The organism is Erythrobacter sp. SN6-5, assembly GCF_057364945.1.
In genome coordinates, this window is record NZ_CP200282.1 from 1450560 (window position 1) to 1475060 (window position 24501).

Here is a 24501-nt window from a genome sequence, read left to right on the forward strand (position 1 = left end):
GAAACGTCTGACTTTGATATAAGGCCAAGCGATTTTTACTTAACCGCAACTAGTTTTATATAATGGAACCGTGCATTTTTTGGAGAAGACTGATGCGCGAACTGATTCTTGGTATGGTGCTTGTCCCGGCAGTAGGTCTGGGTGTGTTCTTTTTCCCATCAAGCGAGCCTGCCAAGGTCTATCCTTTGACCAAACAAGAGGCTGTGCGCCTGCTTGATGGTTCAGACAATAAACTTAAGCGCGTTAAGCTGGGCGGTTGGAGGCCATATTCCTACAGCCCTAACCCGGGTCTTGTTGAGTACATTGATCGCAAATCGGGATCAGATGCTGTCTGTATCGCAGAACTTACCACTGTCCGTTCTGAGGGTGTGAACGTCGAAGTATCTTGCCCGGGTGCACAGTTCGAAGGAAAACTCGCGGACCGCAAAAAAGCGGTCGCAGAAATCGCTTTGCGTGAAGTGGTTGATGCCACGCTTTCAAGTCGCCCATTGGATCAGAGCCTAGTGGACGAAGCCTTTGCAAAACTCGATCTCGACGGTTTGGCGAAGGAAGAAGTGTTGGTGCTGGAAAGTCAGTCACAATTTGGCAACAAGCTTAGCCAATGTGGGCGAGCAAAATCGCTTAGATGCGCGGGAAACCTACGCAAATCACTACAATTCAGAAGGTGAAGGCGATGGTGGCTGGAGCGCTGATGGTGCGTTCAACGCCATCGAAGACTAGTCGGCTCGCGATCCGTTTCGAGACGCCGCCAGGCCAGCTCCGCAAATTCGCACAACAGTGGCCGCGTATCGCGCGGGTCGATAATATCCTCTACATTGAAGCGTTCAGCGCTGCGGAATGGCGAGGTGACCTTGTCCAGCCTCGCCTTGATCTCTTCAAGCATCGCGGCGGGATCATCGGCCGCCTCCAGCTCGGATTTGTAGGCAACCTCTAGACCGCCTGCGATGGGCAGGCTGCCCCAATCGCCCGAGGGCCAGCAATAGCGATATTGGAACTTTTCGGCATTGCTCATCGCGCTGCCCGCGATTCCATAGGCGCGGCGCATCACAATGCTGGCGAGAGGGACGCTGGCCTTATAGATCGCGTTCATCGCCTGCACGCCGTAGCGGATCGTGCCCGCCATTTCCGCCTCGCGGCCGATCATAAAGCCGGGATTGTCAACGAGATGCACGATCGGCAGGCGGAATTGGTCCGCGAGCTTCACGAAGCGCTCAACTTTTTCAGAGGTTTTCGCTTCCCAAGAGCCGCCGAGATAGCTCGGATCGCTCGCCACCACTGCGACTGGATAGCCATCCAGCCGGGCAAGCGCGGTGATCGCGGCGCGGCCCCAATTCTTGCCGATCTCAAACACGGTGCCTGTGTCCAGGATCAGATCCATCGCGCGGCGCATCGAGTACACCTGCTTGTCATCGCGCGGCACGAGCGACAGCAGCGCCTCCTCGCGGCGGTCCACCGGATCGCTCGGCTGCGCACGGCGGGCATGCTGACCGACATGTTCGGGCATGAAGCTCAGGAAATGGCGCGCCCGGGCAAAGGCTTCAGCCTCGCTCGCGACCTCATCATCGACCACGCCGTTGCGGGTGTGAATATCGACACCGCCGAGCTCTTCCTTGGCCTGTGCGTGATCGGCCGAGCCCTTGTAGCTCTCGCCCAGCCCATCGACCACGGCGGGGCCAGCGGCGAACAATTGCGAGAGGCCGCGCACCATGATCGAATAATGGCTTGCGACCGTGCGCGCCGCGCCTAAGCCTGCGGTCGGTCCCAGCGCCAGCGCCACAACGGGGACAGTGTCGAGGTTCTCCACCACATCGCCCCAGCCGGGCACGGCGGGGATATAGGTCGCGCCGATCTGCTCCAGTGTTTTGACACTGCCGCCGCCGCCCGTGCCATCAATCATGCGGATGATCGGCAGTTTCAGCTCATGCGCCATCTTTTCCGCCTGCACCATCTTGCGCGAAATGCCCGCGTCCGCTGCGCCGCCGCGAATGGTAAAATCATCGGCTGTGGCGACGACGGGGCGGTCATTGATGGTGGCTTTGCCGAACAGGAACGGGGCGGGGGTGACACCGGCTAGGTCGCCGTTTTCGTCATAGTGACCTTTGCCAGCGATCTTGCCGATTTCACGGAAAGAGCCTTCGTCAACCAGCGCCGCGAGGCGCGCGCGAGCATCCATCTTGCCCCGGCCATGCTGTCGCGCGACTTTGTCTGGCCCGCCCATTTCCTCGGCCAGCGCCTCGCGTGCGCGCAGTTCTTCGAGTTCAGATTGCCAGGTCATTTTCGTTTCGTGCCGGAGCCACCCGCGCCCTCCACCCTTCCACCCGGATTATCACGCCGGGTTACGATCCGGGTGGAAGGGTGGAGGGCGCGGGTGGCGCGGCCGCAAATCATTCGGACGGCTCCACCACGCACAGCACCGCCTCGACCTGCACCTGCGCATCCTTACTGGCGGAAAGCTCGGTTACGGTCCCGTCAAACGGCGCGGTGAGTGCATGCTCCATCTTCATCGCCTCCAGCACCATAAGGCGGTCGCCCGCTTTGACTGTTTGGCCCTCACTTACATCCACCGCGATAACCTTGCCCGGCATGGGCGCGAGGATCGCGCCGTCGGCGGCGGAGGCGGAGCCGGAACCCTCGTTCCGAACCTCGCCGAATGCAAACACTTGACCCTTCTCATAGTAGTATCCGTCGCCAAATAACCCTTGGAATTCGATGTCTTCGTCCGAGTCACCGTCGTAGATCTCAACCAAGTGAGTTTTGCCAGCCACGTTGATCGCCGCACGCATCAGTTTAGGAGCATTCAAGCGAAACCCATCCAAGCTCACGGCTTCTAGTCTTTTGCTCCAATCAAGGCTCAGTCCGCCAAACACTACGCGGCATGCCATACTATTCAGGGCACCTTGTGACGGCTCTGGCTCTTTACAAAGCTCATCAGAATTACGCTCAATTGTGCCTGTCGTCATTGAACCAGCAAGAAACTCTTCGAGCGCAAGCAGTCTATGAAGGAACCACGCGTTGGTTCGTATCGGCGCAATGGCCGTGTTGCCGCATGACCTCCAGAGAGCGTCGATTGCCTCTTCGCGCGTATCTCTGTGGCTTATGATCTTAGCGATCATAGGATCATAAAAAGGTGTGATTTCAGAATCTTCCTTCACACCGGCGTCAATCCTAGATGGATTCGACCATGAGTCTGCTATATCGAACCCGGTCAACCGCCCCGTACTTGGCAAAAACCCCTTGGCCGGGTCCTCCGCATAGAGCCGCGCTTCGATGGCGTGGCCGTTGATGCTCAGCTCCTCCTGCTTCAGCGGGATCGGCTCTCCGCTCGCTACGCGCAGTTGCCATTCCACCAGATCTACACCGGTGATCTCTTCCGTCACGGGATGCTCGACCTGCAAACGCGTGTTCATCTCCATAAAGAAGATGCGGTCCGCGCGCAGGCCTTCGCTGGCGTCGGCGATGAATTCGATTGTGCCAGCGCCCTCATAGTCGACTGCTTTGGCAGCGCGCACGGCGGCGGCGCAGATTTGTGTCCGAGTGGCCTCATCCATGCCGGGGGCGGGGGCTTCCTCGATCACCTTTTGGTGGCGGCGTTGCAGCGAACAATCGCGCTCAAAAAGGTGGACGACATTGCCGTGGCTGTCGCCGAACACTTGCACCTCGATATGGCGGGGCGAGGTGATCCACTTCTCGAGCAGCACCTCATCATTGCCAAAGCTCGCCTTGGCCTCGCGCTCGGCAGCTTTCGAGGTCAGCTGCGAAGTCCTCTGGTGCGCCAACTTTGCGCATACCCTTGCCGCCGCCGCCCGCAACCGCCTTGATCAGGACAGGGTATCCGATCGCGTTCGCTTCTTTGGAAAGACGCTCCACCGATTGATCCTCGCCGAGATAGCCCGGAGTGACGGGCACGCCCGCATCCATCATCAGCTGCTTGGCCGCATCTTTCAGGCCCATCGCGCGGATACTTTCCGGCTTTGGCCCGACCCAGATCAGGCCCGCGTCCAGCACGGCCTGCGCAAAGTCTGCGTTCTCCGACAGAAAGCCATAGCCAGGGTGGATTGCCTCGGCTCCGGTCTCTTTCGCTGCCGCGATAATCTTCTCACCGATCAGATAGCTTTCGGCGGCGGGTGAGGGGCCGATATGGACCGCCTCATCGGCGCTTCGCACATGCAAAGCCTTGGCATCGGCATCGGAATAGACCGCCACTGTGGCGATCCCCATGGCCCGCGCGGTGCGCATGATGCGGTAGGCGATTTCGCCGCGATTGGCGATCAGGAGTTTTTTGATCATTCTTTCAACCAATGCATTCCATATTGATAACAATCGGATGGCGGCATCATCGTGAAACTGGTGTTGGCGACTTTCCAACCGGTTTCAGTTTTCACCATGCTGAGGGAATTGACCCCGCAATGGGTCAGCTCGCCATCGACTTCGAAACTGTATGGCCCCCAGACCTGCGCCATGTCACCATCAACATTGATCCTGCGAAAATCCATGCGTTCAGTCGTTTTGCGCTTGCTCTTGCCCCACCGTTCAAGGTGATCGGCGACAGAGACGATATCAACGCGCGGATTATCTGGATCCATGCGATTGTGAATGAAGATCATGCCTTCCGGGATCATGTGCTCGGCAAGCGCAGATTTATCATCGCTGCTGATCGCATCTATGAAATCTGCCGCCGCGACCATGACGATGCCTGCAGGTGCAGGGGTGAGGGTGGGCTGCGCAGAAGCGGCCGTTGAAGTGACGGCTAGCATTGTAACAAGAGTGGATTTGATCATGCCTATGAGCGCTACGCCAGCGCAGCGTGCGCTTCAAGCGTTTGGCCGGAAATCCTTTATCCCCCAGGTGATCGGGCCATCGGGGTGCCTTTCCCGGTTGATCACGGCGGACAGGAATGCGCGTGCGCCATAGAGTGCCTTTTCGGAGCGGGGCACATAGGTGCGGCTGTTCCACGCCTCTGTGCCACGTGCACGAACTTTGCGCCCGATCGCGCCGTAAATCCGCGCTGCCGACAGCACGGCCCAGCGGCTGCGGAAGGGCAGGCGAGCGGCGCCCACGCGGGCGGCGGCTTCGTGTTTCTCAACCAAGGCGACGAGCCGCGCGGCCATATCGGCGAGCTCCTCGCGGTGGTGCGGCTTGGTGTGTTGGCCAGGCTCGATATCTTCCTCGACCAGCCATTCCGCTGGCAGATAGCACCGGCCCGCGGCGTCATCCTCGACAATGTCGCGGGCAATGTTGGACAGTTGAAAGGCGAGGCCGAGGTCACACGCCCGATCGAGCGTGTCCTCATCATCTGGGGCGACGCCCATGACCACCGCCATCATGACGCCAACCGCACCCGCCACGTGATAGCAATAGCGCAGCATGTCGGCCTCGCTGCGCGGGCGCCAATCCTGCGCATCCAATGCAAAACCCTCGATCACATCCTCGGCCATTTGCGCGGTTAGCCCGCATTCTGCCGCCACCACGCCGAGTGCATCGAAGGCAGGATCGCCGGTCGGCTCGCCGCTTAGCGCTTTGTCGGTAAGCTTGCGGATCAAGGCCAAGCGTTCCTCAGCGCTGGATTGATCGCCCAACGGTCCGCCCATGTCCTGATTATCGGCAATGTCATCCGCGCGGCGGCACCAGGCATAGAGCAGCCAGGCGCGCTCGCGCGTTTCCTGGTCGAACAATTTTGAGGCGGCGGAGAAGCTTTGCGATCCGTACTTGATCGATAGGCGGGCTTGTTCGACCAAAGCGGCGCGTTGTTCGCTTGTAGTGTTCATACTGAACGAACTTCGCCGACCTGCGCCCTCCATCCTTCCACCCGGAGCCTACCGGGATACCATCCGGGTGGAAGGGTGGAAGGCGCGGGCTGGCAAGGAATCATCAAAGATCAGACGCCTTCATCCGAAAGATCGGCGTATGCGGCTGGTAAGCGGCCATTTTGTCCAACAGATCAGGCATGGTGTCTGCGTGGATCAGGATGTTTTGATGGGCCTGGCGGACAAAGCCGACATCCGCCATTTTGGCGTTGAATGCGATCAGATCATCGTAAAAGCCAAAGGCGTTGAGCAGGCCCACAGGGTCGGAGTGGTAGCCAAGCTGGGCCCAGCTCATCGCCTCCCACAGCTCGTCCATCGTGCCGACCCCGCCGGGGATGGTCACAAAGCCATCGGATAGATCGGTGAAACGCTGTTTGCGCTCATGCATGCCTGTAACGGTGATCAGCTCGTCGCAATTGTGATTGGCAACCTCGGAATTGACCAGCGCCTCTGGGATCACGCCGATCACTTCGCCGCCCGCGTCCTTCGCGCCGTTCGCCACAGCGCCCATCAGGCCCAGCCGCCCGCCGCCATAGACGACTCCAATGCCCCGCTCCGCAAGGCCAGCCCCTACTTCGCGGGCGAGTTCGATATAGCGCGGGTCTTCGGGAGTGGCCGATCCGCAATAGACGGCGAGGCGTTTCATGAGGACCAATCCTCGCCGCATACAGCCTGCATCATGGATTTAACTTCGGCCTTTTCTGGATCGGGCAACGGACCGAATTTAGGCGCCTCTCGCACATCAGCCCAAGGGTCATCAACGCGCTGACCATTCCTGATTTCATCAATCTCAGCTACCTGACTGTTGTCGCAATCAACCGCTGTAATGATGTCTTGATAAACAAAGAGCTGACTCATCCAGTGATCTTTATTTGCAATGACTCGCAGCAAGACCGTGGGATAGTCTTGATCCTCAATCACAGTATTGCCAATTGCATGGCGATCCCACCAAACCTTGCCGGATTCCTCTTCGCCTAGAAATTCCCATTCATGAGTATGGGGATCGTCGACAAAAAACGAAGCATTGAAGTCTGCGGGTCCAGATGCAGCAAGGAGTAGACTTAGAATCATGCGGTCGCTTTGGCCGCCAAATCCTCCAGCATCAAGCCTGCGGTGGCTTTTGCGCTGCCGACCACGCCGGGGATGCCTGCACCCGGGTGGGTGCCTGCGCCAACGAGGTAGAAATTGTCGATCACATCATCGCGATTGTGGCCGCGCAGATAAGCGCTCTGCCATAGGACGGGTTCAAGGCTGAAGGCGCTGCCCAAATGCGCATTGAGATCTTGCTTGAAGTCCTTCGGGGCATAGCTGAACTTGGTCACGATCCGGTCGTGGATGTCTGGGATCAGGCGGCGGCCAACCTCATCGAGGATGGCCTTTTCCAGCTTGGGCCCTTCGACATCCCAATTAATCGGCATTTTGCCCATATGGGCGACGGGCACAAGCGCGTAAAACGTGCTCTTGCCCTTGGGCGCCATGCTCGGATCGGTGACGGTCGGATGGTGCAGATAGATGCTGAAATCCTGCGGCAGCACGCCGTTTTTGTAGATGTCGTCCAGCAGGCCCTTATAGCGCGGACCGAACAGGATCATGTGATGCGGGATGCCCGGCCATGCGCCCTCCAGCCCGAAATGCACCACGAACAGCGACGGGCTGAAACTCTTGCGGGACAGTGACTTTGCCGCCTGTGGTCCGCGCGGTGAGCTCGACAGCAAGTCGCGGTAGGAATGCATGATGTCTGCGTTGGAAGCGACCGCATCGAAGCGCTGTTTCCAGCCGCTCTCGGTCTCCACCTCGGTGGCGCGATTGCCGATCGTGTGAATCTGTTTCACGCCGTCGCCAACGCGCATTGTCCCGCCCAGCCGCTCAAAATGGCGGATCATGCCCGCGATCAGGCGATTGGTGCCGCCGCGCGCCCACCACACGCCGCCGTCTTTTTCCAGCTTGTGAATGAGCGCATAGATCGCGCTGGTGTTCATCGGATTGCCGCCAACCAGCAGCGAGTGGAACGATAAGGCTTGGCGCAGTTTCTCATTCTTCACATAGCTGGAGACCATGGAATAGACGCTGCGCCAGGCCTGTTTCTTGACCAGCGCCGGGGCGGCTTTCAGCATGCTTTTGAAATCGAGGAATGGCTTATGACCTAGCTTGAGATAGCCTTCCTCATGCACGCCTGCGGAATACTCCAGAAAACGTGCATAGCCGACCACATCATCGGGATCGAGCTTGGCGATTTCGGCGTTGAGTTCCGCCTCGTCGTTCGAGTAATCGAAATTTGTGCCGTCGGGCCAATTTAGCCGGTAAAACGGCATGACCTTCATCAGTTCAACGTCTTCAGAGATGTCGTGCCCGGTTAGTTGCCACAGCTCCTCAAGACACGGCGGATCGGTGATGACGGTGGGGCCAGCATCAAATGTGAAGCCATCCTTTTCCCAGAAGTATGCACGGCCACCGGGCTTGTCGCGCGCTTCGACCACGGTGGTCGCGATCCCGGCCGATTGCAGCCGTATGGCCAGTGCCATGCCGCCAAACCCCGCACCAACAATGCAGGCGGTGCGCCCCTCATAGGTTTCTGCCAAGGCCGGGTTGATACCCTGTTGGCCAGACGCAGGCGGAGAGCCGAGGTCGAGCTTGGCGGTCTGCGACTCGGGGGCATTCATACCGGCTTCTCCGATTGAGTTTTGGTTGTCAGCGGCTGGCCGCTTTTGATCATCGCGGCGAGTGCACGCGGAATAGCTACGGGCGGCCTGCCCCAAAGGACGCGCAGTTTATCGCGCCGGGTGGAGCGCGCGGCATAGAATCGTTCAATCAGGCCTTCGCGAAGGGTGTAAAAGCGCTGAAATATGTCGACCCGGCGGTGCGGCTTTGCCGCGAAGAACAGCATGCGCGCGAGCGTCCGGTAATATCTAGTCTTACGCCAGTGCCGCGCAGCCCGTGTTTCAAACAGGGCGGCTAGCTGCGCCCCTGCTAGGTCGGCCTCTGCGGCAATGGTGAGGGCGTTATCGACCGCGATCGCCATGGTATAGCTGGTGAGCGGGTGGACGAAGCCGCCGCGCGCGCCGACAATGGCTACGCCGGGAATGCGCATTTCGGCTTGATAAGCAGCGAAATTGCCGCCGGTCAGAACGGGCAGCAATCCTGCTTCACTGCCAACAATCGCGCCGTCATCCCAGCCATTCTGGCGGGCGTAGGCATCAATGCGAGAGGATAGCGCGCCGCGGTCCATCTCTGGCTCGTCGGCGTAATAGGTATCCTCGACAAACACGTCATGCGCGCCCAGCGGCAATGTGTAGACGAAGCGGTAGGCCCCGCCATTGCCTTGCGGGGCAAGCTGATCAACGGCGGCGTCCATGATCACCGGGCGTTCCAGCCCATGTGCCGCGTCCAGCCGCATCTGGCGGCCCATGAAAATCTGCCAGCCCCCGCGTAAATGCGAGCTGGGTGAAAAGCTGCGGCAATCGATGACGGCGCGGGCATTGATCCGCTCCCCATCCGCCAAGGTCACACCGCGCGCGTCGATTGCCTTTGCCGCGCAGCCTAGGCGCAGTGCCCCCTCCGGCAGCAGCCGCACGAGACCTTCGTGAAAATCGCCGCTGGCCATAGAACGATAACCGGTTCTCAGAGTGCGGCGATATTTCGGGAACGCGACGTCATAACCGCTGTCCCATTCGGTCTGACGGAAGGCGGCGAGCAGCTCTCGGCCTGTCTCTGACAGGTCGCTGTTGAACCAGCTCCAGCGGTGATTGCCGCCAAAGCTTTTGCCGTTCTCGATGATGGATAAGCGCAGTTCGGGCCGTTCGCGGAAAAGCGCCAGCGCAATCAATCCGCCAGCTAATCCGCCGCCAACAATGGCCACATCGATTATGTTTCCGCTCATCCTGACCTCGCCCTAGGGAAAGCGTGAGGGATCGGCAATGGCGCGTTGTAATAGCAGGTATAATGCCGTGCGGCTGCCCTGTTCTTTCCGCTGTGATTATGGGCGCTTGCGGTGATCTTTGCTTGCAAGTGCGCGCGCGCTGATTCACACTCAGGTGTGATGGAAAAACTCATTCCCAACCGCACCACTGTGTTCGTCTCTATCGGCATTACGATTGCGACAATCGTAATCCTGCTGGCGATGGATCGCCCGCCAATCTGCGAATGCGGTGATATCAAGTTGTGGCACGGGGACATCAATTCCTCTGGCAACAGCCAGCACATCTCCGATTGGTACACGCCCAGCCACATCATCCACGGAATGATTTTCTATGGGTTTGGTTGGCTGCTTTTCAGCAAATTGGGCCTGGGCGGCAAAAATGCCGTGCGTTGGGGGTTGCCGCTCGCGGTGTTTCTTGAGGCAGCTTGGGAAGTGCTAGAAAACACCCCGATGGTGATTGCTCGGTTTCGCTCGGTCACGGCCAATTGGGGCTATTCTGGTGACAGCGTGCTCAATTCCTTCGCAGACATCGGCTGGATGAGCTTCGGCTTTTACCTCGCGCTTAAGCTACCCGTGAGGGTGACCGTCATATTGGCGGTCATCATGGAGATACTCGCTGCCTATGTGGTGCGCGACAATCTGACGCTGAATGTCATCATGCTGTTGTTCCCGGTTGAGGCAATTGCTGAGTGGCAAGCGGCAGGTTCCGCCTGAGCCTTGGGAACTGACCCAAGGACGGTCGGTTGAATGGCTGAAACGGAGCTTCAAATGTCACGAAAAACAATTGCGTGGGCGCTGGTCGCCGCCGCTGGCCTGTGCAGCACGCCTGCCTATGCAAACGGCAATAGTGAGGGGGATGCATCTCAGCCGAGCGAGCGCGATCCTGTTGGCGGCCAAGCTCAGCCTTCAGAGCGGCAAGGTCCGCCAAGCGGGGCTGGAGGCCCGCCTCCCGGTGTTTTGAACGGCGAAAACGTCTTTGATGAAACCTGGGTGACGATTGGCATCGGCGCGGGATTGGTGCCGAGCTATTCCGGGTCGGATGACTACAACGTCTTTCCGTTGCCGCTGATCGTTGGCCGCGTTGGCGGGATCGGGATCAGCCCCAACGGACCCGGTTTCGCGCTTGATGTGCTATCGCAGCCGCCCAGCGCAGGACCGTCTGAGACAAGCGTTTCCTTCGGCCCGGCCTTCCGCCTGCGCAATGACCGGGATGGCGATATCGAAGATCCTGTGGTTGCGCTGACCGAAGACTTAGACACCGCGTTTGAGATCGGCGTGCAAGGCGGTGTGCGTATCCCCGGCGTGTTGGGAGGCTTCGATGCGGTTACTTTGTCGACGCAGGTGCGATGGGACATATTGGGCGCGCATGACGGCATGCTGATCGAGCCCAGTGTCGGCTATTTCACCCCAGTTGGACGCGGAGCTGTGGTGCAGGTCAGCGCCAGTGCGAGCTTTGTCGATGATAGCTTCGCCGATTATTACTACACCGTCACGCCTCAACAGAGTGCGGACAGCGGCCTGGCAGAATTCACTGCGGATGGCGGGCTAAACAGCCTTGGCCTGACGGCGATTGTCACCTTTGATTTGGATGGCAACGCTTTGAACGGTGGCCTGAATATTTATGGGATTGGCGGCTACAGCCGCTTGGTCGGTGATGCCGCCGATACGCCGTTTACGTCTGTCCGCGGCAACGCGGATCAATTCCTGGTTGGCGCGGGCGTGGGATACACGTTTTAGTCTTTCGCACGCTATCCAGCGTGCGGTATCCTCGCGGTTTGCGGACAAGTCCGCACCGCTGTGGGCGGCCACTTGGCCTTGCGGTCGCTGCGCGACCGATTGGTCCATCGACTGTCAAACATAAAAAGGGCCGCCGTTAGGGCAGCCCTTTTCTATTTGTAGTGCTGACGAACCAAATCAATCTTCGCTGTCGTCGTCCACATCATCGGCGCTCGCGCCTTTGGCGCCTTCGGCCAATTGTGGACGCGCGGCAGGCAGCGCCGCCTTGCGATCGCCCGTCATCAAATAGGTGTCGAACCATTCGAGCATCCGCAGGCTGTAATCATAGCGGCTGCCTGCGCGGCGATTGCCGTGCCCTTCGCCAGGATACAGCACAAAGCGCACGGGCGTCTCTGGCTTGCGGATTTTCAACGAGCGATAAAGCTCAAACGACTGGCCCGGATCAACGCGGGTGTCGCTGTCGCCGTGCATGATCAGGATTGGCGTCTCTGCCTTGTCGACGTGGAAGATCGGGGAAACCTCCAGCATCGCCTGCCAATCATCCCATGGCCATTTGCGGCTGTGCACATTGTACATCTCATAAGGGATGTCGCCGGTGCCAAATTTGCTGACCTGGTTGGAGATGCCGACGAACATCACGCTGGCGGCATATTCCGCTGAATGCGCGGTTGCGCCCCATGCGCTGGCATAGCCGCCGTATGATCCGCCGGTGATGCCGGTGCGGTCTGCATCGGTGATGCCTTCTGCGACCAGCGCGCGTTTCGCATCAACGATGTCGGTGAACTCTGGATCGGTGTAATTGCCCTGATGCTGCTTAGAAAAAGTAGTGCCATATCCTGTTGACCCGCGATAATTCGGCAGGAACACGGCATAGCCTTTGGCTGCGGCCATTTGGCCCGGCTTCGAATAGCCGGTTTGCCAGCCATTGCTTTCGTGTGCTTCCGGCCCGCCATGAATATTCATGATGGTCGGCGCACCGCCTTCTGGAGCGCCGCCAACCGGTTCAATCAGCACGCCTTCGATCTCTTGACCATCGCGCGCGGTATAGGTGTAGGTACGCTGATTACCGAAGGAGATATCGGCCAGCCATGGGTTGTGGGTGGTCCAGCGGGTGAAGGTGCTGCCGTTTACGGCGAACACTTCATTCGGGTGCTTGGGGCTGTTCGCAGCGACAACCATCTGTCCGCCAGCGGCCTCAACCCGTGTCAGGATCAATTCGCCCGGATCAATCTCGCCTGAAATCTTGCCGTTCGAATTGTAAATCCGCAGCACGCTTTGCGCACCGGTGTGAATGACGGTGGCAAGGCGGCCATTGGCAAGCCATTCCGCGTCGACGGCGGCTTCTTCAGCGCCCGCGTTGAGCGCGCGGTACGCGCCGGTGGCGGTGTCGACGAGATGCAGCGTGGTTGCCGCCGGATCGTTCATATCGACGCCCGCGATCAGCGCAAGCTGTTTGCCATCTGGGGAAATTTCGACATCGTCGATCTTGCCCGGTGTTTCTACGACTGCGCGAACATTGCCGGTGTTCAGATCAATGATGTTCACACGCTTGCTGGTGAGGCTATCATCGACCAGCGGGGTCGGTGCGGTTTCGACGATGCCGAATGCATTACCGGGCGCAATGTCGAATGCGCTAACGAAACCGGGCAAAGCAATCTCGCGCGGTTCTTCGTCTACTTCATCGCCGACTTTAGCGGCGAACATGCGTGCTGGCCTGAATTCTTCTTCGTAAACTCGCGCGTTAAAGCCAGCCTTGCGCTGCTTGGTGCGCTGCTTGTCTTCTTCAGCATTGGCGAGCAGGAACAAGGTTCTGCCATCATCGCTCCAGCGGTAGCTGCGGACGTTTGCATCTTCGACTTCGGCGAGCTTCTTATAGGTGCCGCCGTCCACTGGAACGCCCCAAACGGCGCGTTTCTCGTCCTTCTTCGTCCATAGGAAGCTGACCATCTGGCCGTCTGGCGAAAACGCGACGCCGCCCGGCGAGACATCATCGGGCAGATAAGCGCGTGCATCGCCCGGTGCGCTTGCCACTTTCAATTCCTGCGTGAACGATCCGTCCTTCTCGCCCTCGGTCACATCCGGCAGGCTAGAGGTCGTGAAGGCAATGCGCTCTCCATCGGGCGAGACGGCCACCGCGCCGACGCTTTCCAGCTTGGCAACGTCTTCAGGCGTCATCGGGCGGGCATGGGCGGCCGCAGTCAGCGAGACGGATGCGAACAATGTGGCGGAAATTACGGAAAGCCGGTTCATAGGAAAATTGTCCCCTGTGGGTGGATTATTACGCGCCTGTCATAACGTTCAACTCGCCTTTGGCAAATGATGAGCGCATTCATATCTTATCTGGTGGGCTTGCGGCGCGGCTTAAACCGGGCCTATCAGGGCCAAAACGTAAGAGAGGTTCAATGATGAAATTGCTATCTAAGCTCGCGGTTCCCGCGATGGCTGCTGTGACACTGCTGAGCGCGCCTGCGGCGGCTGAAACGATTGCGATCCGCGCAGGATCTGTGATTGTTGATGCGGATAGCGAACCGACAGGACCGGCGGTCATCTACATTGAAGATGGGCGTCTGGTCGCGGTTGATACGGCCCCCGCACCCCCAGGACCAATCAAGGCCGACCGGGTAATCGACCTCTCGGACAAAACCGTGCTGCCCGGTATGATCGATCTGCACACGCATTTGTCCGGCGATCCCAGCGGCGAGTTCTGGCGCGCGGCCACCACGCCGCCAGAATATTACACGCTGATCGCGGCGAAGAACGCTCGCATCACCGCTCTGGCTGGGTTCACCACCGTGCGTGATCTTGGCTCGCGGACAGATCAAGTCACGCAAATGCTGCGCCGCGCCACGGCAGAGGGTATTGTGGCGGGTCCGCGTGTCGTCACCTCCGCCCGCACGATCAGCATTGTTGGCGGGCACGGCGACACCAACGGCTTTCACAAGCATGTGAACGATGTGCTGGATTCTGGCTTTACCTGCACCGGGGCGGTCGAGTGCTCGCAAAAGGTGCGTGAAGCATCCAAATATGGCGCCGACCTGATCAAGATTACGGCCACTGGCGGCGTGCTCAGCCAGCAGGGCCGGGGCCTAGAGGCGCACTTTACTGACGCTGAAATGAAGTCGATTGTCGACACAGCGGAAACGCTCGGTCTGAAAGTCGCCGCGCACGCGCATGGTGCGCGCGGGATCGAGGCGGCGGCGCGCGCCGGTGTGCACACGATTGAGCATGGCACCTATATCGACAAAGCCGCAGCGGACGCGATGAAGGCGAATGGCACCACGCTGGTTCCCACTCTGATGGCGTTCCAAGGGGTGAAGAATAATCTGGGCAAAGGGGTCTATACCCCAGTGGTAGAAGAGAAAATTGTCGCCGTGAGCGAGATTGCTGGCTCGATTGTGGAGCGCGCCAGTGAATACGGCGTGAAAATCGCGTTTGGCACGGATGCGGGTGTCTTCCCGCATGGTCAGAACGCGGGCGAACTCGCCTTGATGCGCAGCGGCGGCATGTCAAACCGAGCAGTGCTGGCGTCGGCCACCACGGTCGCGGCAGAAGTGCTGGGCCTAGAGAATGAAATCGGCCGGATCGCGCCGGGCTTCTCAGCCGACATTATTGCCGTCGATGGCAATCCGCTGGCTGATGTCAGCGTGCTGGAGGATGTCGATTTCGTGATGGTCCGCGGGCGGGTCATCGATTGATGAGAGCAGCAATGCGCGCGTCAGTGGCCGCGCTCGGGCTTGTCTTTGCGGTGCCAGCACAGGCGCAGCAAGATGAGGAATTGTGCGCCGCCTGGGCCAATTCACCAGCGGCCTTGGCCGAAATCGAAGGGCGCATCCGCCGCGACTATGCCTACACCGACCGTGTGGAGGATATCGACGCGTTGTTTGCGGCCTTTCGTGTCAGCGCTGCCCAGGCCACTAGTCTTGCGGAACTGGGCAGTGTGACCGAAGCGCTTGGTTATGCCTTTCGTGACGGGCATTTTCACATTCGCCCCAGCGTAGGGCCGGAGCGTGCGTGGATTCCATCCTCGTCAGATTTCTGGATTGAGCGCAAAGAGGGGCGCTGGATTGTCTCCGACGTAAAGCAATTGAGCGAGGCGCGGGCGCGCGGCATTCGACCCGGCTGGGAAGTGCTGTCGATGGATGGTGCGCCGATTGAAGACCTCGCCAGGGCCGCGCTCAAGCCGGTTGCACCGCAGCCGAGCGATGAGCAGATCGAGTATGGCGTGAATGTTGTGCTAACCGGACGCCTCAACCAGGCGCGCCAGTTTGTGTTTACTGATGGTACGCAGCAGCGCCAGATCGAGCTGCCACCGGCCCAGCAATCATTCGGCGATCGGCCATCCGGCACGATGCAGGTTATCGATCACGAGGGGATCACGCGGATCCGATTCAACAATTCGCTCGGCAATAATGCACTGATTGCTGAATTTGATGCGTTGATGAAACAGCGGGCTGACGCCCGCGCCATCATTTTGGATTTCAGAGATACGCCGGGCGGCGGCAACACCACTGTTGCGCGCGCGATTATGGGGCATTTCATCTCTGAATCGTCCCCCTATCAGGCGCACCGGATTATCTCAGAGGAGATGCAATTCGGGGTTCGCCGCCAGCATATGGAATATGTTTTCCCGCGCGGCACCACTTTTGAAAAACCAGTGGTTGTCCTCGCTGGACGCTGGACAGGCAGCGTGGGTGAAGCCTTAGCGATGGCGTTTGACACCGCGATCGGTGCGCACACGATTGGTACCCCGCTTGCGGACTTGCTGGGAACTTTGAACCGCAGCCGGGTGGACAATAATTGCATGTCGTTGGACTTTGCATGGGACAAGCTGTTGTCGGTCGATGGGACACCGCGCGAAGACTGGGTTCCCGCCGAGCAGATGGCGTCGGGCGACACAGGCCGCGATGGCGGAGATCCAGCGTTGGCGCAGGCGCTCGTCTATCTTGCTGGCCGCTTCAAATAGGCGCTCAGACAACAGTTGAACCGAGCATCCGCTCGACCAAAAGTAACAAGGCGCTCATCGAAACGTCTTGCGCACCCATCGGGCTTGTTCTTGCCGAGTCGTGACAAATTCCTTAGCGCTCACCGGCAATCAAATTTGGTTAATGGGACTTACGCATCATGCATATTCGCGCTGCACTTCTCGCTGCGACAGCTTTCGCCTTACCGGCTGCACCAGCTCTGGCTGATAATCATAGCGGAGCGGCAGAGGCCGTCGCTGAGCAGCCTCAGTCTGAGCAAGAGAAGCTGTTTGCGTTATTCGCCGATTCTGACCGGCGCCAATTGGCCCTCAACCCCCTGTCGCGCCTGTTTCGCGGGGATGACAAGGACGCGGGCAAACTCGGTGATTTCCTAACCGATGCGCAGTTCCTGGCAGGCCGTACAGACACGCAATTGAACATGGCGCTGCTGGCGCAGATCGACCGGTCACGGCTCTCCGCCACCGATCGGCTCGCCTATGATGTGTTCAAGTACAATCAGGAGCAATCGCTGAAGGCCAGCACAGACCGCATTCGTGCGCTTACCGAAGTGCGCCCGGTCAACCATTTCAGCGGTTTTCATACCTTCTATCCCAACTTTGCCAGCGGTACGGGCGCTGCCCCGTTCCGAACGCTCGCCAATTACGAAGATAATCTGTCGCGCCATGATGATTACATTGCGATCACTGACCGGGCGATTGAGAAATTTCGCGAAGGCATGGAAAGCGGCGTGTTTGAAACGAAGCTGACGATTGGCAATGTCATTTCTCAGCTCGACACTCAGATCGCCATTCCCGTTGCTGAGTCGCAATTTATGGGTCCAGTGAAGAATTTTCCGGAGGACTTCTCTGAGGAAGACAAAGCGCGCCTGACCGCTGCTTACGAAGCGAAGACCCAGGAGATCTACGCCGCGCATACGCGGATGCGGGACTTCCTGCGCGATGAATATCTGGCCGTTGCTCGTGACAGTGTCGGGCTCAGCCAGATGAAGGGCGGCGAGGAGCTTTACGCCCAGCTGATCGAGGGTACGACTACGCTGCCGCTTGATGCGAACACGATCCATGAGCTTGGCCTCAAAGAGGTCGCGCGGGTCAAATCGGATCTGGAAAAGGTGCAGGCCGAGGTTGGGTTTGAAGGTACGCTCAACGAATTTTTCGACTATGTTCGAACCGATGAGCAGTTCAAACCGAAAAGCCGCGAGGCGCTGACCCAGAGCTATTACGATCTGGGCAAAGAGGTCGATAAGAAGATCGGCGAATATTTCTCGCTGCTGCCGAAATCAGAGCTTCGGATCGAGCCGTATGATCCCTCGATTGAGCAGTTCAGCGCGGGCGGTTCTTACCAATCGGGCACTCCCGATGGATCGCGCCCAGGTACATTCTATTTCAACGCCTATGACCTGCCGAGCCGCCTTACGACCGGCAATATGACGCTGTACCTGCACGAGGGCGCACCGGGCCACCACTTCCAGATCAGCCTGGCCCAGGAAAATGAGGCGTTGCCCGCCTTTATGCGGTTTGGCGGAACGACCGCGTTTGTTGAGGGCTGGGCGCTCTATGCCGAGACCTTGGGCTATGAAATGGGCTTTTTCGAAGACCCATGGAACCGCTATGGCACGTTGCAGGATGAGCAGCTGCGCGCGATGCGTCTGGTGGTTGACACCGGCCTTCACGCAAAGGGATGGAGCCGTGAGCAGGCGATCGAGTTCATGCTGGAAAATTCTGGCATGACGCGGACCGAAGTGGTCTCCGAGGTTGAGCGCTACATCGCCATTCCGTCGCAAGCCTTGGCTTACAAGATCGGCGCGCTCAAAATTCAGGAGCTGCGCGCGCGGGCTGAGGAACAGCTCGCTGGTGACTTCGACATCAAGGAATTCCACGCTCAGGTGCTGAACACTGGCGGGCTTCCGCTGGCCGTCTTGGAGGCCAAGATTGACCGCTGGATCGCGGCGCAAAAGGGCGGTTAAGACACCTTGTGCAGCTCTATTCGATTTGCATCCGGTAGGTGATCGTGAAGCCGGGGTGGTTGGTCCCGTCAGATGCGGCCAATTGCCCGGTTGGCTGGATTTGAATTGCACTCACATCCGGATCAAATGTGCCTATCGGTGAATAGCCGAACGGGGCGGCCCCGCCGGGTTGATCGGAAAATCCAACCATCGTCGAGGCATTGAAGGTGTCTAGCCCGCTAGCGGTGGTGGCTTCGGTAAAGGACACGCCAAATGCGGCACCATAAGCCATATCGGCTGGCACAAGATCGATCATATCGAGCGTGTTTGCATCGACCGGGGCATCCCCTTCGTTGCGCACGCTGATAGTGTATTCGATCAGGGCGCCCGGGATAGCCTTAAAATCGCTTGTCTCGGCATCATTCGTGATAATCGCGGACGCTTTGTCGACCACAATAATCGCGTCCGGCGGCCCCCGTGTGTTGGTGACCACACAGGTAATAACATCGCCCAGTTGCGGGATGAGGTCGACCCGCCTGCCTCCTGTTGGCAGACTGGTGGACGAGCTGGAGTTGGTGTTCGTGCACACCGTGCCTGAGGTGTAGCGCGAAATGACCGTTGACCCCCGCGCAAATTCAACCAGGCGGATGGTATTTCCTGCTGTCACTTCAATCGGGCCTGCACCATCCACTGTGAATGCCGAGCCAGTGCCCTCGGTGTCGATTTGTACCAGATTTGTGCCTGTGGTGAGATCGCGCGTGCGCAGCCGGAATTGGTCGGTGTCGAAAATCCGTCCGCCTGCGCCAAGCTCTTTCCGATAGGTAACATGTGGCAACGGCGTATTGGTGAAGCGGCATTCGATTGCATCGCCAAATTGCAAGGGACCAAAGTTGAAGCTTGCCGTCTGCACACCCGCAGGCAAGGGCGTGGACGAACCGCTGTTTCCGTTGGTGCAGGTTAGTTCGGAACTATAGCTGGTGATCGCGCTGGTGCTGCCAGCGGCCATTTGTTCGCTGATCGTCAGCGGGATGCCTGATGCCGTGGTTAGAACAGCGGCATCAAAGGGACCAAGCCCGCTGCCGCTGGTCGATCCAGTGGCAAAGATGGCCCCTGAAGAGGTTGAGCTGATCATGAAATCAAACTGATCAGCAGGGTCCAGCCGGGTGCCGCCGATCACCTTGTCCAGGCTGATCGAGGCAAAGCGGACTGCGAACATGATCCCCTGCAGGCCCGCACCGTTCATTTCAGCAGACACGTTTGTGGGTGTGTTCGACCCGACAATATAGGCGCCCACGCGGCCGCTCTGACCTAAGCCGTCGCTGCGGAATGTGCTTGTTCCAACGCCAGCAGCGCCCGGCATTTGTGTGCCGCTGATCGGAGGCACGTCATCGAGCAGTTCCCACGCACCGCCATCAGTGGTGTATTCCAGATATTCGGCATTGTCGGTGGATTCTGCATCGGCCACCACAAAGGCATAAGTCGTGACGGTCGCAACCCCCGGCGGCGGCGTGATGCTGATATTGCTAAAGTCGAACCTGACCGTTGAACCGCTGTTCGCCATGTAGAGGATTGGACGCCCGGGAATACCCAAAAACGCCGTATTGCCCACGGCTGCTCCGGTCCAGCTTGGCGCGGCGCGCGGGTCCGCCCCGGTCGCGGCGCTGCTGGTGGTGCGCAAGGTGAAATTGAGGACTGATCCGTCGGACAGGCCAACGGCGAAGGTTTGACCTGCGGCGGATCGCGCGACGGTATCGTCATAGCCGTCCATATCTATCCAGCAATAGGTTCGCCACGAGGCAGGTGCGGTGCCTTGGCTTGTGGCCGCGCCGCAGCTGCTCGATTGTGCGCTTGCGCTGGGCGCGAGCAGGATCGCAGCAAGCAGCAAAACTGCCAGCTGGATGATCAGCAGAAATGGTCGCGCCAAAGTGGCCACGCGCTGCAGTTCCCCCTTTCTTTTCATAGGTAGAAATACTGCAGCCGGGTTAGATTATGGTTAACCAGTTTTCATGGTTGCGATTGGTTGGGAGGCAGTTTTGCCTAATGCCTATTCGAGCGCGCTGGCGAGCGTCTCATAGCCGCTAGCGAATTCCTGTTTGAAATCCTGCACCACACCGCCTGCGCTTCGTACCTCTGTGACGAGGCCAACGCCCTGACCGACAAAGTAAGAGCATAGCGCGCGCGCGTCTTCATTGCCGTTCACTGCGGCGTTGTCGATCGCGCGCAGCACCGGCTCAGACAGTAACATCATAAGCGGCATGGGCAGGGCAGGCAGGCCAGCCTCTTCCCAGCGCGCGTGCCAGCCAGATCGCAGCTGGCGGCTGAATTTACCCGTGCGGTGTTTGGAACGTATGGTGTCGCGGCTGGAGGCGGCGATCATCTTCTCGCGGAAAACCTCATGCGTCTCGGCCTCCCCTGTGGCGAGCCACACGCTGCCGCACCATGCGCCCGCCGCGCCCATCGCCATCATCCCGGCCATTTGCCGCCCGTTCATGATTCCGCCCGCTGCAAGCACGGGAATGTCCGCGCCTGCCCGGTCAATCGCTTCGATCACCTCGGGCACCAGCACGATTGTGCTAACCTCGCCGCAATGCCCGCCGCCTTCGCTACCTTGGGCAATGATCAGATCAACGCCCGCCTCGATTTGCTTCATCGCGTGCTCTTTTGCCCCGACCAATGCCGCCACCGGAATGCCGTGTTTCTTCCCCGCTTCGATCATCGCGGGCGGGGCCGTGCCCAGCGCATTGGCGATCAGGCGGACCGGGTGGTTGAAGCTGACCTCCAGCAATTCCTGACCCAGCGAGGTGTTGGGTGCCTGGCTGCCGCCCAATGGCGCTGTGCCATCCAGGCTGACGCCTGCCTCGCGTAGAATGGTGGCGGTCATATCGCGATATTCCGCTGGGATCGCGGCGACGATATCATCCGCGCTCACCGAATGATCGACCGCCTGCACCTCTGGGATCAGCACGTCGATGCCGTATGGTTTGCCCTCGACATTGTCATCGATCCATTTGAGTTCTGTTTCGAGCTGCTCCGGGGTGAAGCTGACCGCGCCGAGCACGCCAAATCCGCCCGCGCGGCTGACCGCGGCGACCACATCGCGGCAATGCGAAAAGGCAAAGAGCGGGAATTCACATCCCACCATATCTGTCATGCGAAATGGCATTATCGGGTCTTTCGTAAGGGTTGCGATGTCGGTTCAGGATTGCGGCGCGCGGCGCGTGTGGTCAAGGCTGTGTTCTGCCAAGCTTGCCACGCGCTGACTGGACCTGCTGCGGATTGAGGCCTAACCTTAGCGTGCAAATGCATGGATGGAAGAGGAATTGGGCATGGCTTACCGCGCGATAATTGCAGCGGCTTTTGGAGCGCTTACGCTGGCGGGATGCTCTGCCGCGCCAGCTTCTGAGGTTCCGGCTGTTGAGAGCAGCGGTGAAGGCAGTGTCACCTCGATCCTCAACGCCGGGGTCAGCGCCAGAATGGGCGGGGCGAAGTTTCTGTTCGACCCATTGTATGACAACCATTTTGGATCGCTGGCTGAAATGGGTGAACCCCTGATCGAGGCGATTATCAATGGCAGCGCGCCGTATGATAATGTCGATGCAGTCTTCGTCAGCCACGCGCATGGCGACCATTTCTCTGCCGAATATCTCAACCGCATGATGGCGGCGCAGCCGGGTGTGCAATTGATCGCACCCGCCCAGGCTAAAGAGGCGATGCAGGGCCATGCGATGTGGCAGGATGGCTTTGCCGAGCGGATCACTGGCGTTGAGCTGAGCAATGGTGAGGCAGCCGAACAGATCGAGGTCGCAGGGGCGGTGGTGGAGGCTCTGCGCACGCCGCACGCAGGCTGGCCAGAGCGGCATAGCGAGGTGCACAATATCACCTTCCGGGTCTCCGCGACCAATGCCGCTGGAGCGCCTATTCGCGTGATGCATATGGGCGATGCCGATCCCGCCGCGCAGCATTTCACGATGAATTCAAAGTTCTTTTGCTGCGCGCGGACGAATTTGGTGATGGTGCCGTTCTGGTTCTTCCAACAGGATGATGCAGGACTGTTGATTGATCGAACGCTTAACGCAGAGGAAGCCGTTGGCGTGCATGTGCCTGCTGAAACGCCTGCATTTTTGACGAGCAGCGAATGGGATTACTTCACCAAGGTGGGTGAGGAATTGCCGATCAAAGAGCTGCCCTAATTGCTATTTATTCGCTGGCTAGCGCGGTATAAGCTCGGCGATTTCTGGCAAATGTGTAACTGACGCTACCAACTTCGCGAACCGGTATTTAGACAAGAATCAAGGGGACTTTCAATGAATTTCACATTGTCACGCACCGTGCAGATCACGGCCTTACTGTTACTCTTGGCGGCTGTGACACAGGCGCTCTACACCGGGCTTTATATCGCTGAGGTTGATGTTCCGCGCCAGCTGCTGTGGGGTCTGGAAGGGTTGATCTTCGTGCTGCTCGCGGCCTTTGCTGGATCCGCGATGGTTCAGGCCAAAAACCTCCATCTTGGCTGGTCGGCGATCGCATTTAGCGCGGTGCTCAACGTCGTTCAGGTTGGTGTCGGTCTAACGATGTTTGGCCCCTTCCGCGAAGCTGCGGAAGCATCCGAAGCGCTCGCTCCGGCGGCGGGCGCGGTCGTGGCCTTCTCTTTCATGGTTTACAATGCGGCCAAGGTCTTGCTGGCGCTTGCGGCGATTGTGTTTGGCATGGCCAAGATGAATGACGGCGCAAAGGCGTTGGGCGGTCTCACCGCTGCTATTGGCGCGGCCGCGCTGATCGCTAACACGCTTTCAATGGCCCTGGGTCGCGGCTTCTCTGGCGAATTGCCGCTGGCAGGTGGCACCGGCGTTCTTGCAACATTGCTGCTTGCATTTTGCCTGTCGAGCGCCGTCAAAGAAGACTGATTTTGTCCGCCATGGCGCCCCTGCGTTTAGCTTAAATGGCTTAACGCGGGGGGAGCTTGCCAAGGCTTGCAGAGCTGCGCCCTATCTCCAGCTGGGGCTGTGCGCGGTCAGATAGCTGTGCAGATCGCTGCCGCTTTCCTGCGCGGCCAAGGCGGTGTCATATTCCGCTGGCAGCTCCATACAGCGATATTGGGTGATTTTCTCCGCAATCTGCGCGTTGCGCTCGGCATTCTCGCTCGCTTCGCCTGCAAAGTGATTGCAGACGGTGAGGCGGCTAACCAACAGCCCAAGGTCCTTTGCAGATTGAGAGGCAAAGGCGCTTAGAATTTCGGGATCGGCGATAAAGTAGGCCTGCGGCTGGGTAATACTGGCATCGTCGCTGCCCGAGGCTGTCACTCCGAAACCATCGGCTTGCCCGTCTCTACTAAGATCGATTGTAATGCGGTCGCCGCCTTTTACGAAATGCAGCTCTTCAAAATTGCCGTCTTGGGCGAGCAACCCACCGCGCGCTTCAAACGTGTTTTGCCTGCCGTCTGGCGTCTCTCTGAGCACCAATTCGCCATCTTCGATAAGAACAGTGATGGCTTCGGTTCCAAAGGTAGCCACCATTACAATTGTATCATTGTCGATGCAGTCGACCTGAAAATCCTCTTCTCCCGAGATGCTGAGCAGGCTGAGCCGTTGCGCTGGGCAATTCCATCTCGCGCGCGCCGTGAGCGATAAAATTCATCATCAGATATTCTTCGGTATTGTCAGGATTGCTGATCCGATAGTGCCGCTTGCTCGCGCTTGCATCGACAGGGGCCAGGGTTATGGGCACCGGGCCGTCTTCAGTCCGCGCGATTGCTGGTTCTCCGCCTGAGGCTGGCTGAATGCCAAAAAAACGTTTGCCATCCTGGGTGATGCAGAGGTTTTCGACCTTTGTGTAGCTGGCTGGTGTCGTGCCTTCATCGGTGGTGCGTGCTTCATTCAGCACCCAATAGCTGCCAGCGCGGGCGGTCTGCGTTTGCGCGGCTGGGGCGACGGCCGTGTTTGTGTTTGCCGGGTTTTCAGCGGTGGCTGGCATCGCAAGCGATACCACTAAAACAGCGAGTGAGGCTGGAAATCTGATCAAAACCGTATCCTCTTCATGCTTCATGGGCGGCGCCAGGCGCCGCGCTGAAAATAGCATACAGCAATTTGCCGATAAAGCTGAGCGATAGATTATCTTTATCGC

Annotated in this window: 20 protein-coding genes and 1 pseudogene; 8 read left to right on the forward strand and 13 right to left on the reverse strand. The window is 58.9% G+C overall.

The annotated features are described in order from the left end of the window. Positions 1 to 92 precede the first annotated feature (92 nt). Positions 93 to 668 (forward strand): hypothetical protein, encoded by a 576-nt coding sequence (locus AC0V6Z_RS07305; RefSeq protein WP_472640675.1) that lies wholly within the window; start codon positions 93 to 95, stop codon positions 666 to 668. Between the two features lie 32 nt (positions 669 to 700). Here AC0V6Z_RS07305 and AC0V6Z_RS07310 read toward each other — a convergent pair whose 3' ends face one another. From AC0V6Z_RS07310 to crtY, 8 genes and pseudogenes are all read right to left on the reverse strand, one after another. Further along, positions 701 to 2275, reverse strand: a complete 1575-nt coding sequence (locus AC0V6Z_RS07310) for an acyl-CoA carboxylase subunit beta (protein ID WP_472640676.1) — start codon at positions 2273 to 2275, stop codon at positions 701 to 703. A gap of 109 nt (positions 2276 to 2384) precedes the next feature. Beyond that, positions 2385 to 4287: pseudogene (locus tag AC0V6Z_RS07315) on the reverse strand (acetyl/propionyl/methylcrotonyl-CoA carboxylase subunit alpha). Continuing rightward, positions 4284 to 4778 carry a hypothetical protein gene (locus tag AC0V6Z_RS07320; protein ID WP_472640677.1) on the reverse strand — a complete coding sequence of 165 codons (495 nt, stop codon included), beginning with the start codon at positions 4776 to 4778 and terminating at the stop codon, positions 4284 to 4286. The pseudogene AC0V6Z_RS07315 and the gene AC0V6Z_RS07320 overlap by 4 nt, the downstream one beginning before the upstream one ends. Before the next feature lie 33 nt (positions 4779 to 4811). Continuing rightward, positions 4812 to 5765: a phytoene/squalene synthase family protein gene (locus AC0V6Z_RS07325; RefSeq protein WP_472640678.1), complete on the reverse strand. Its 954-nt coding sequence runs from the start codon at positions 5763 to 5765 to the stop codon at positions 4812 to 4814. A gap of 103 nt (positions 5766 to 5868) precedes the next feature. After that, positions 5869 to 6450 carry an LOG family protein gene (locus AC0V6Z_RS07330; protein ID WP_472640679.1) on the reverse strand — a complete coding sequence of 194 codons (582 nt, stop codon included), beginning with the start codon at positions 6448 to 6450 and terminating at the stop codon, positions 5869 to 5871. Further along, positions 6447 to 6875, reverse strand: coding sequence for a hypothetical protein (locus AC0V6Z_RS07335; protein WP_472640680.1), 429 nt, complete (start codon positions 6873 to 6875; stop codon positions 6447 to 6449). Before AC0V6Z_RS07335 ends, AC0V6Z_RS07330 begins: the two co-directional genes overlap by 4 nt. After that, on the reverse strand, positions 6872 to 8464 hold the full coding sequence (locus AC0V6Z_RS07340; protein WP_472640681.1) for a phytoene desaturase: 1593 nt from the start codon (positions 8462 to 8464) through the stop codon (positions 6872 to 6874). Before AC0V6Z_RS07340 ends, AC0V6Z_RS07335 begins: the two co-directional genes overlap by 4 nt. Further along, positions 8461 to 9681 carry a lycopene beta-cyclase CrtY gene (gene crtY / locus AC0V6Z_RS07345; RefSeq protein WP_472640682.1) on the reverse strand — a complete coding sequence of 407 codons (1221 nt, stop codon included), beginning with the start codon at positions 9679 to 9681 and terminating at the stop codon, positions 8461 to 8463. The genes AC0V6Z_RS07340 and crtY overlap by 4 nt, the downstream gene beginning before the upstream one ends. A gap of 159 nt (positions 9682 to 9840) precedes the next feature. On the opposite strand from crtY, the gene AC0V6Z_RS07350 reads away from it, so the two are divergent. After that, on the forward strand, positions 9841 to 10434 hold the full coding sequence (locus AC0V6Z_RS07350) for a DUF2585 family protein (protein WP_472640683.1): 594 nt from the start codon (positions 9841 to 9843) through the stop codon (positions 10432 to 10434). Between the two features lie 54 nt (positions 10435 to 10488). Continuing rightward, positions 10489 to 11457 (forward strand): MipA/OmpV family protein, encoded by a 969-nt coding sequence (locus AC0V6Z_RS07355; protein ID WP_472640684.1) that lies wholly within the window; start codon positions 10489 to 10491, stop codon positions 11455 to 11457. Positions 11458 to 11634: 177 nt separating this feature from the next. On the opposite strand, the gene AC0V6Z_RS07360 is transcribed toward AC0V6Z_RS07355, so the two are convergent. After that, a complete protein-coding gene (locus AC0V6Z_RS07360; RefSeq protein WP_472640685.1) occupies positions 11635 to 13707 on the reverse strand; it encodes a S9 family peptidase in 2073 nt (690 codons plus the stop codon). Between the two features lie 155 nt (positions 13708 to 13862). On the opposite strand from AC0V6Z_RS07360, the gene AC0V6Z_RS07365 reads away from it, so the two are divergent. The 3 genes from AC0V6Z_RS07365 (at position 13863) to AC0V6Z_RS07375 (ending at position 18402) form a co-directional block, all read left to right on the forward strand. Further along, on the forward strand, positions 13863 to 15152 hold the full coding sequence (locus AC0V6Z_RS07365; protein ID WP_472640870.1) for a metal-dependent hydrolase family protein: 1290 nt from the start codon (positions 13863 to 13865) through the stop codon (positions 15150 to 15152). Positions 15153 to 15163: 11 nt separating this feature from the next. Beyond that, entirely contained in the window at positions 15164 to 16420 is a 1257-nt protein-coding gene (locus AC0V6Z_RS07370) for a S41 family peptidase (protein ID WP_472640686.1), read from the forward strand. Between the two features lie 158 nt (positions 16421 to 16578). Next, positions 16579 to 18402 carry a DUF885 domain-containing protein gene (locus tag AC0V6Z_RS07375; RefSeq protein WP_472640687.1) on the forward strand — a complete coding sequence of 608 codons (1824 nt, stop codon included), beginning with the start codon at positions 16579 to 16581 and terminating at the stop codon, positions 18400 to 18402. A gap of 16 nt (positions 18403 to 18418) precedes the next feature. On the opposite strand, the gene AC0V6Z_RS07380 is transcribed toward AC0V6Z_RS07375, so the two are convergent. Beyond that, on the reverse strand, positions 18419 to 20314 hold the full coding sequence (locus AC0V6Z_RS07380; RefSeq protein ID WP_472640688.1) for a CshA/CshB family fibrillar adhesin-related protein: 1896 nt from the start codon (positions 20312 to 20314) through the stop codon (positions 18419 to 18421). 111 nt (positions 20315 to 20425) lie between these two features. Beyond that, on the reverse strand, positions 20426 to 21532 hold the full coding sequence (locus AC0V6Z_RS07385; protein WP_472640689.1) for an NAD(P)H-dependent flavin oxidoreductase: 1107 nt from the start codon (positions 21530 to 21532) through the stop codon (positions 20426 to 20428). A 175-nt stretch (positions 21533 to 21707) separates the two neighbouring features. Between AC0V6Z_RS07385 and AC0V6Z_RS07390 the strand changes: the two genes are divergently transcribed. Together AC0V6Z_RS07390 and AC0V6Z_RS07395 are read left to right on the forward strand one after the other, a co-directional pair. Then, the gene (locus AC0V6Z_RS07390; RefSeq protein ID WP_472640690.1) at positions 21708 to 22571 is read left to right on the forward strand and encodes an MBL fold metallo-hydrolase; all 864 of its coding nucleotides are present in this window, start codon (positions 21708 to 21710) and stop codon (positions 22569 to 22571) included. 114 nt (positions 22572 to 22685) lie between these two features. Then, a complete protein-coding gene (locus tag AC0V6Z_RS07395; RefSeq protein ID WP_472640691.1) occupies positions 22686 to 23285 on the forward strand; it encodes a thiamine biosynthesis protein ThiC in 600 nt (199 codons plus the stop codon). 81 nt (positions 23286 to 23366) lie between these two features. Here the strand turns inward: AC0V6Z_RS07395 and AC0V6Z_RS07400 are convergent, their stop codons facing one another. Together AC0V6Z_RS07400 and AC0V6Z_RS07405 are read right to left on the reverse strand one after the other, a co-directional pair. After that, positions 23367 to 23894, reverse strand: coding sequence for a hypothetical protein (locus AC0V6Z_RS07400; RefSeq protein WP_472640692.1), 528 nt, complete (start codon positions 23892 to 23894; stop codon positions 23367 to 23369). A gap of 10 nt (positions 23895 to 23904) precedes the next feature. Then, positions 23905 to 24423, reverse strand: coding sequence for a hypothetical protein (locus AC0V6Z_RS07405; protein WP_472640693.1), 519 nt, complete (start codon positions 24421 to 24423; stop codon positions 23905 to 23907). Positions 24424 to 24501: the final 78 nt, after the last annotated feature.

Excerpts from the sequence above, each read along its gene's own strand:
- AC0V6Z_RS07375 (WP_472640687.1), top strand. The coding sequence starts at position 16,579 with ATGCATATTCGCGCTGCACTTCTCGCTGCGACAGCTTTCGCCTTACCG.
- AC0V6Z_RS07330 (WP_472640679.1), bottom strand. The coding sequence starts at position 6,450 with ATGAAACGCCTCGCCGTCTATTGCGGATCGGCCACTCCCGAAGACCCG.
- AC0V6Z_RS07335 (WP_472640680.1), bottom strand. The coding sequence starts at position 6,875 with ATGATTCTAAGTCTACTCCTTGCTGCATCTGGACCCGCAGACTTCAAT.
- AC0V6Z_RS07400 (WP_472640692.1), bottom strand. The coding sequence starts at position 23,894 with ATGGTGGCTACCTTTGGAACCGAAGCCATCACTGTTCTTATCGAAGAT.
- AC0V6Z_RS07395 (WP_472640691.1), top strand. The coding sequence starts at position 22,686 with ATGAATTTCACATTGTCACGCACCGTGCAGATCACGGCCTTACTGTTA.
- AC0V6Z_RS07355 (WP_472640684.1), top strand. The coding sequence starts at position 10,489 with ATGTCACGAAAAACAATTGCGTGGGCGCTGGTCGCCGCCGCTGGCCTG.
- AC0V6Z_RS07365 (WP_472640870.1), top strand. The coding sequence starts at position 13,863 with ATGAAATTGCTATCTAAGCTCGCGGTTCCCGCGATGGCTGCTGTGACA.
- AC0V6Z_RS07370 (WP_472640686.1), top strand. The coding sequence starts at position 15,164 with ATGCGCGCGTCAGTGGCCGCGCTCGGGCTTGTCTTTGCGGTGCCAGCA.
- AC0V6Z_RS07350 (WP_472640683.1), top strand. The coding sequence starts at position 9,841 with ATGGAAAAACTCATTCCCAACCGCACCACTGTGTTCGTCTCTATCGGC.
- AC0V6Z_RS07385 (WP_472640689.1), bottom strand. The coding sequence starts at position 21,532 with ATGACAGATATGGTGGGATGTGAATTCCCGCTCTTTGCCTTTTCGCAT.
- crtY (WP_472640682.1), bottom strand. The coding sequence starts at position 9,681 with ATGAGCGGAAACATAATCGATGTGGCCATTGTTGGCGGCGGATTAGCT.
- AC0V6Z_RS07340 (WP_472640681.1), bottom strand. The coding sequence starts at position 8,464 with ATGAATGCCCCCGAGTCGCAGACCGCCAAGCTCGACCTCGGCTCTCCG.
- AC0V6Z_RS07310 (WP_472640676.1), bottom strand. The coding sequence starts at position 2,275 with ATGACCTGGCAATCTGAACTCGAAGAACTGCGCGCACGCGAGGCGCTG.
- AC0V6Z_RS07305 (WP_472640675.1), top strand. The coding sequence starts at position 93 with ATGCGCGAACTGATTCTTGGTATGGTGCTTGTCCCGGCAGTAGGTCTG.
- AC0V6Z_RS07390 (WP_472640690.1), top strand. The coding sequence starts at position 21,708 with ATGGCTTACCGCGCGATAATTGCAGCGGCTTTTGGAGCGCTTACGCTG.
- AC0V6Z_RS07320 (WP_472640677.1), bottom strand. The coding sequence starts at position 4,778 with ATGATCAAATCCACTCTTGTTACAATGCTAGCCGTCACTTCAACGGCC.
- AC0V6Z_RS07405 (WP_472640693.1), bottom strand. The coding sequence starts at position 24,423 with ATGAAGCATGAAGAGGATACGGTTTTGATCAGATTTCCAGCCTCACTC.
- AC0V6Z_RS07360 (WP_472640685.1), bottom strand. The coding sequence starts at position 13,707 with ATGAACCGGCTTTCCGTAATTTCCGCCACATTGTTCGCATCCGTCTCG.
- AC0V6Z_RS07325 (WP_472640678.1), bottom strand. The coding sequence starts at position 5,765 with ATGAACACTACAAGCGAACAACGCGCCGCTTTGGTCGAACAAGCCCGC.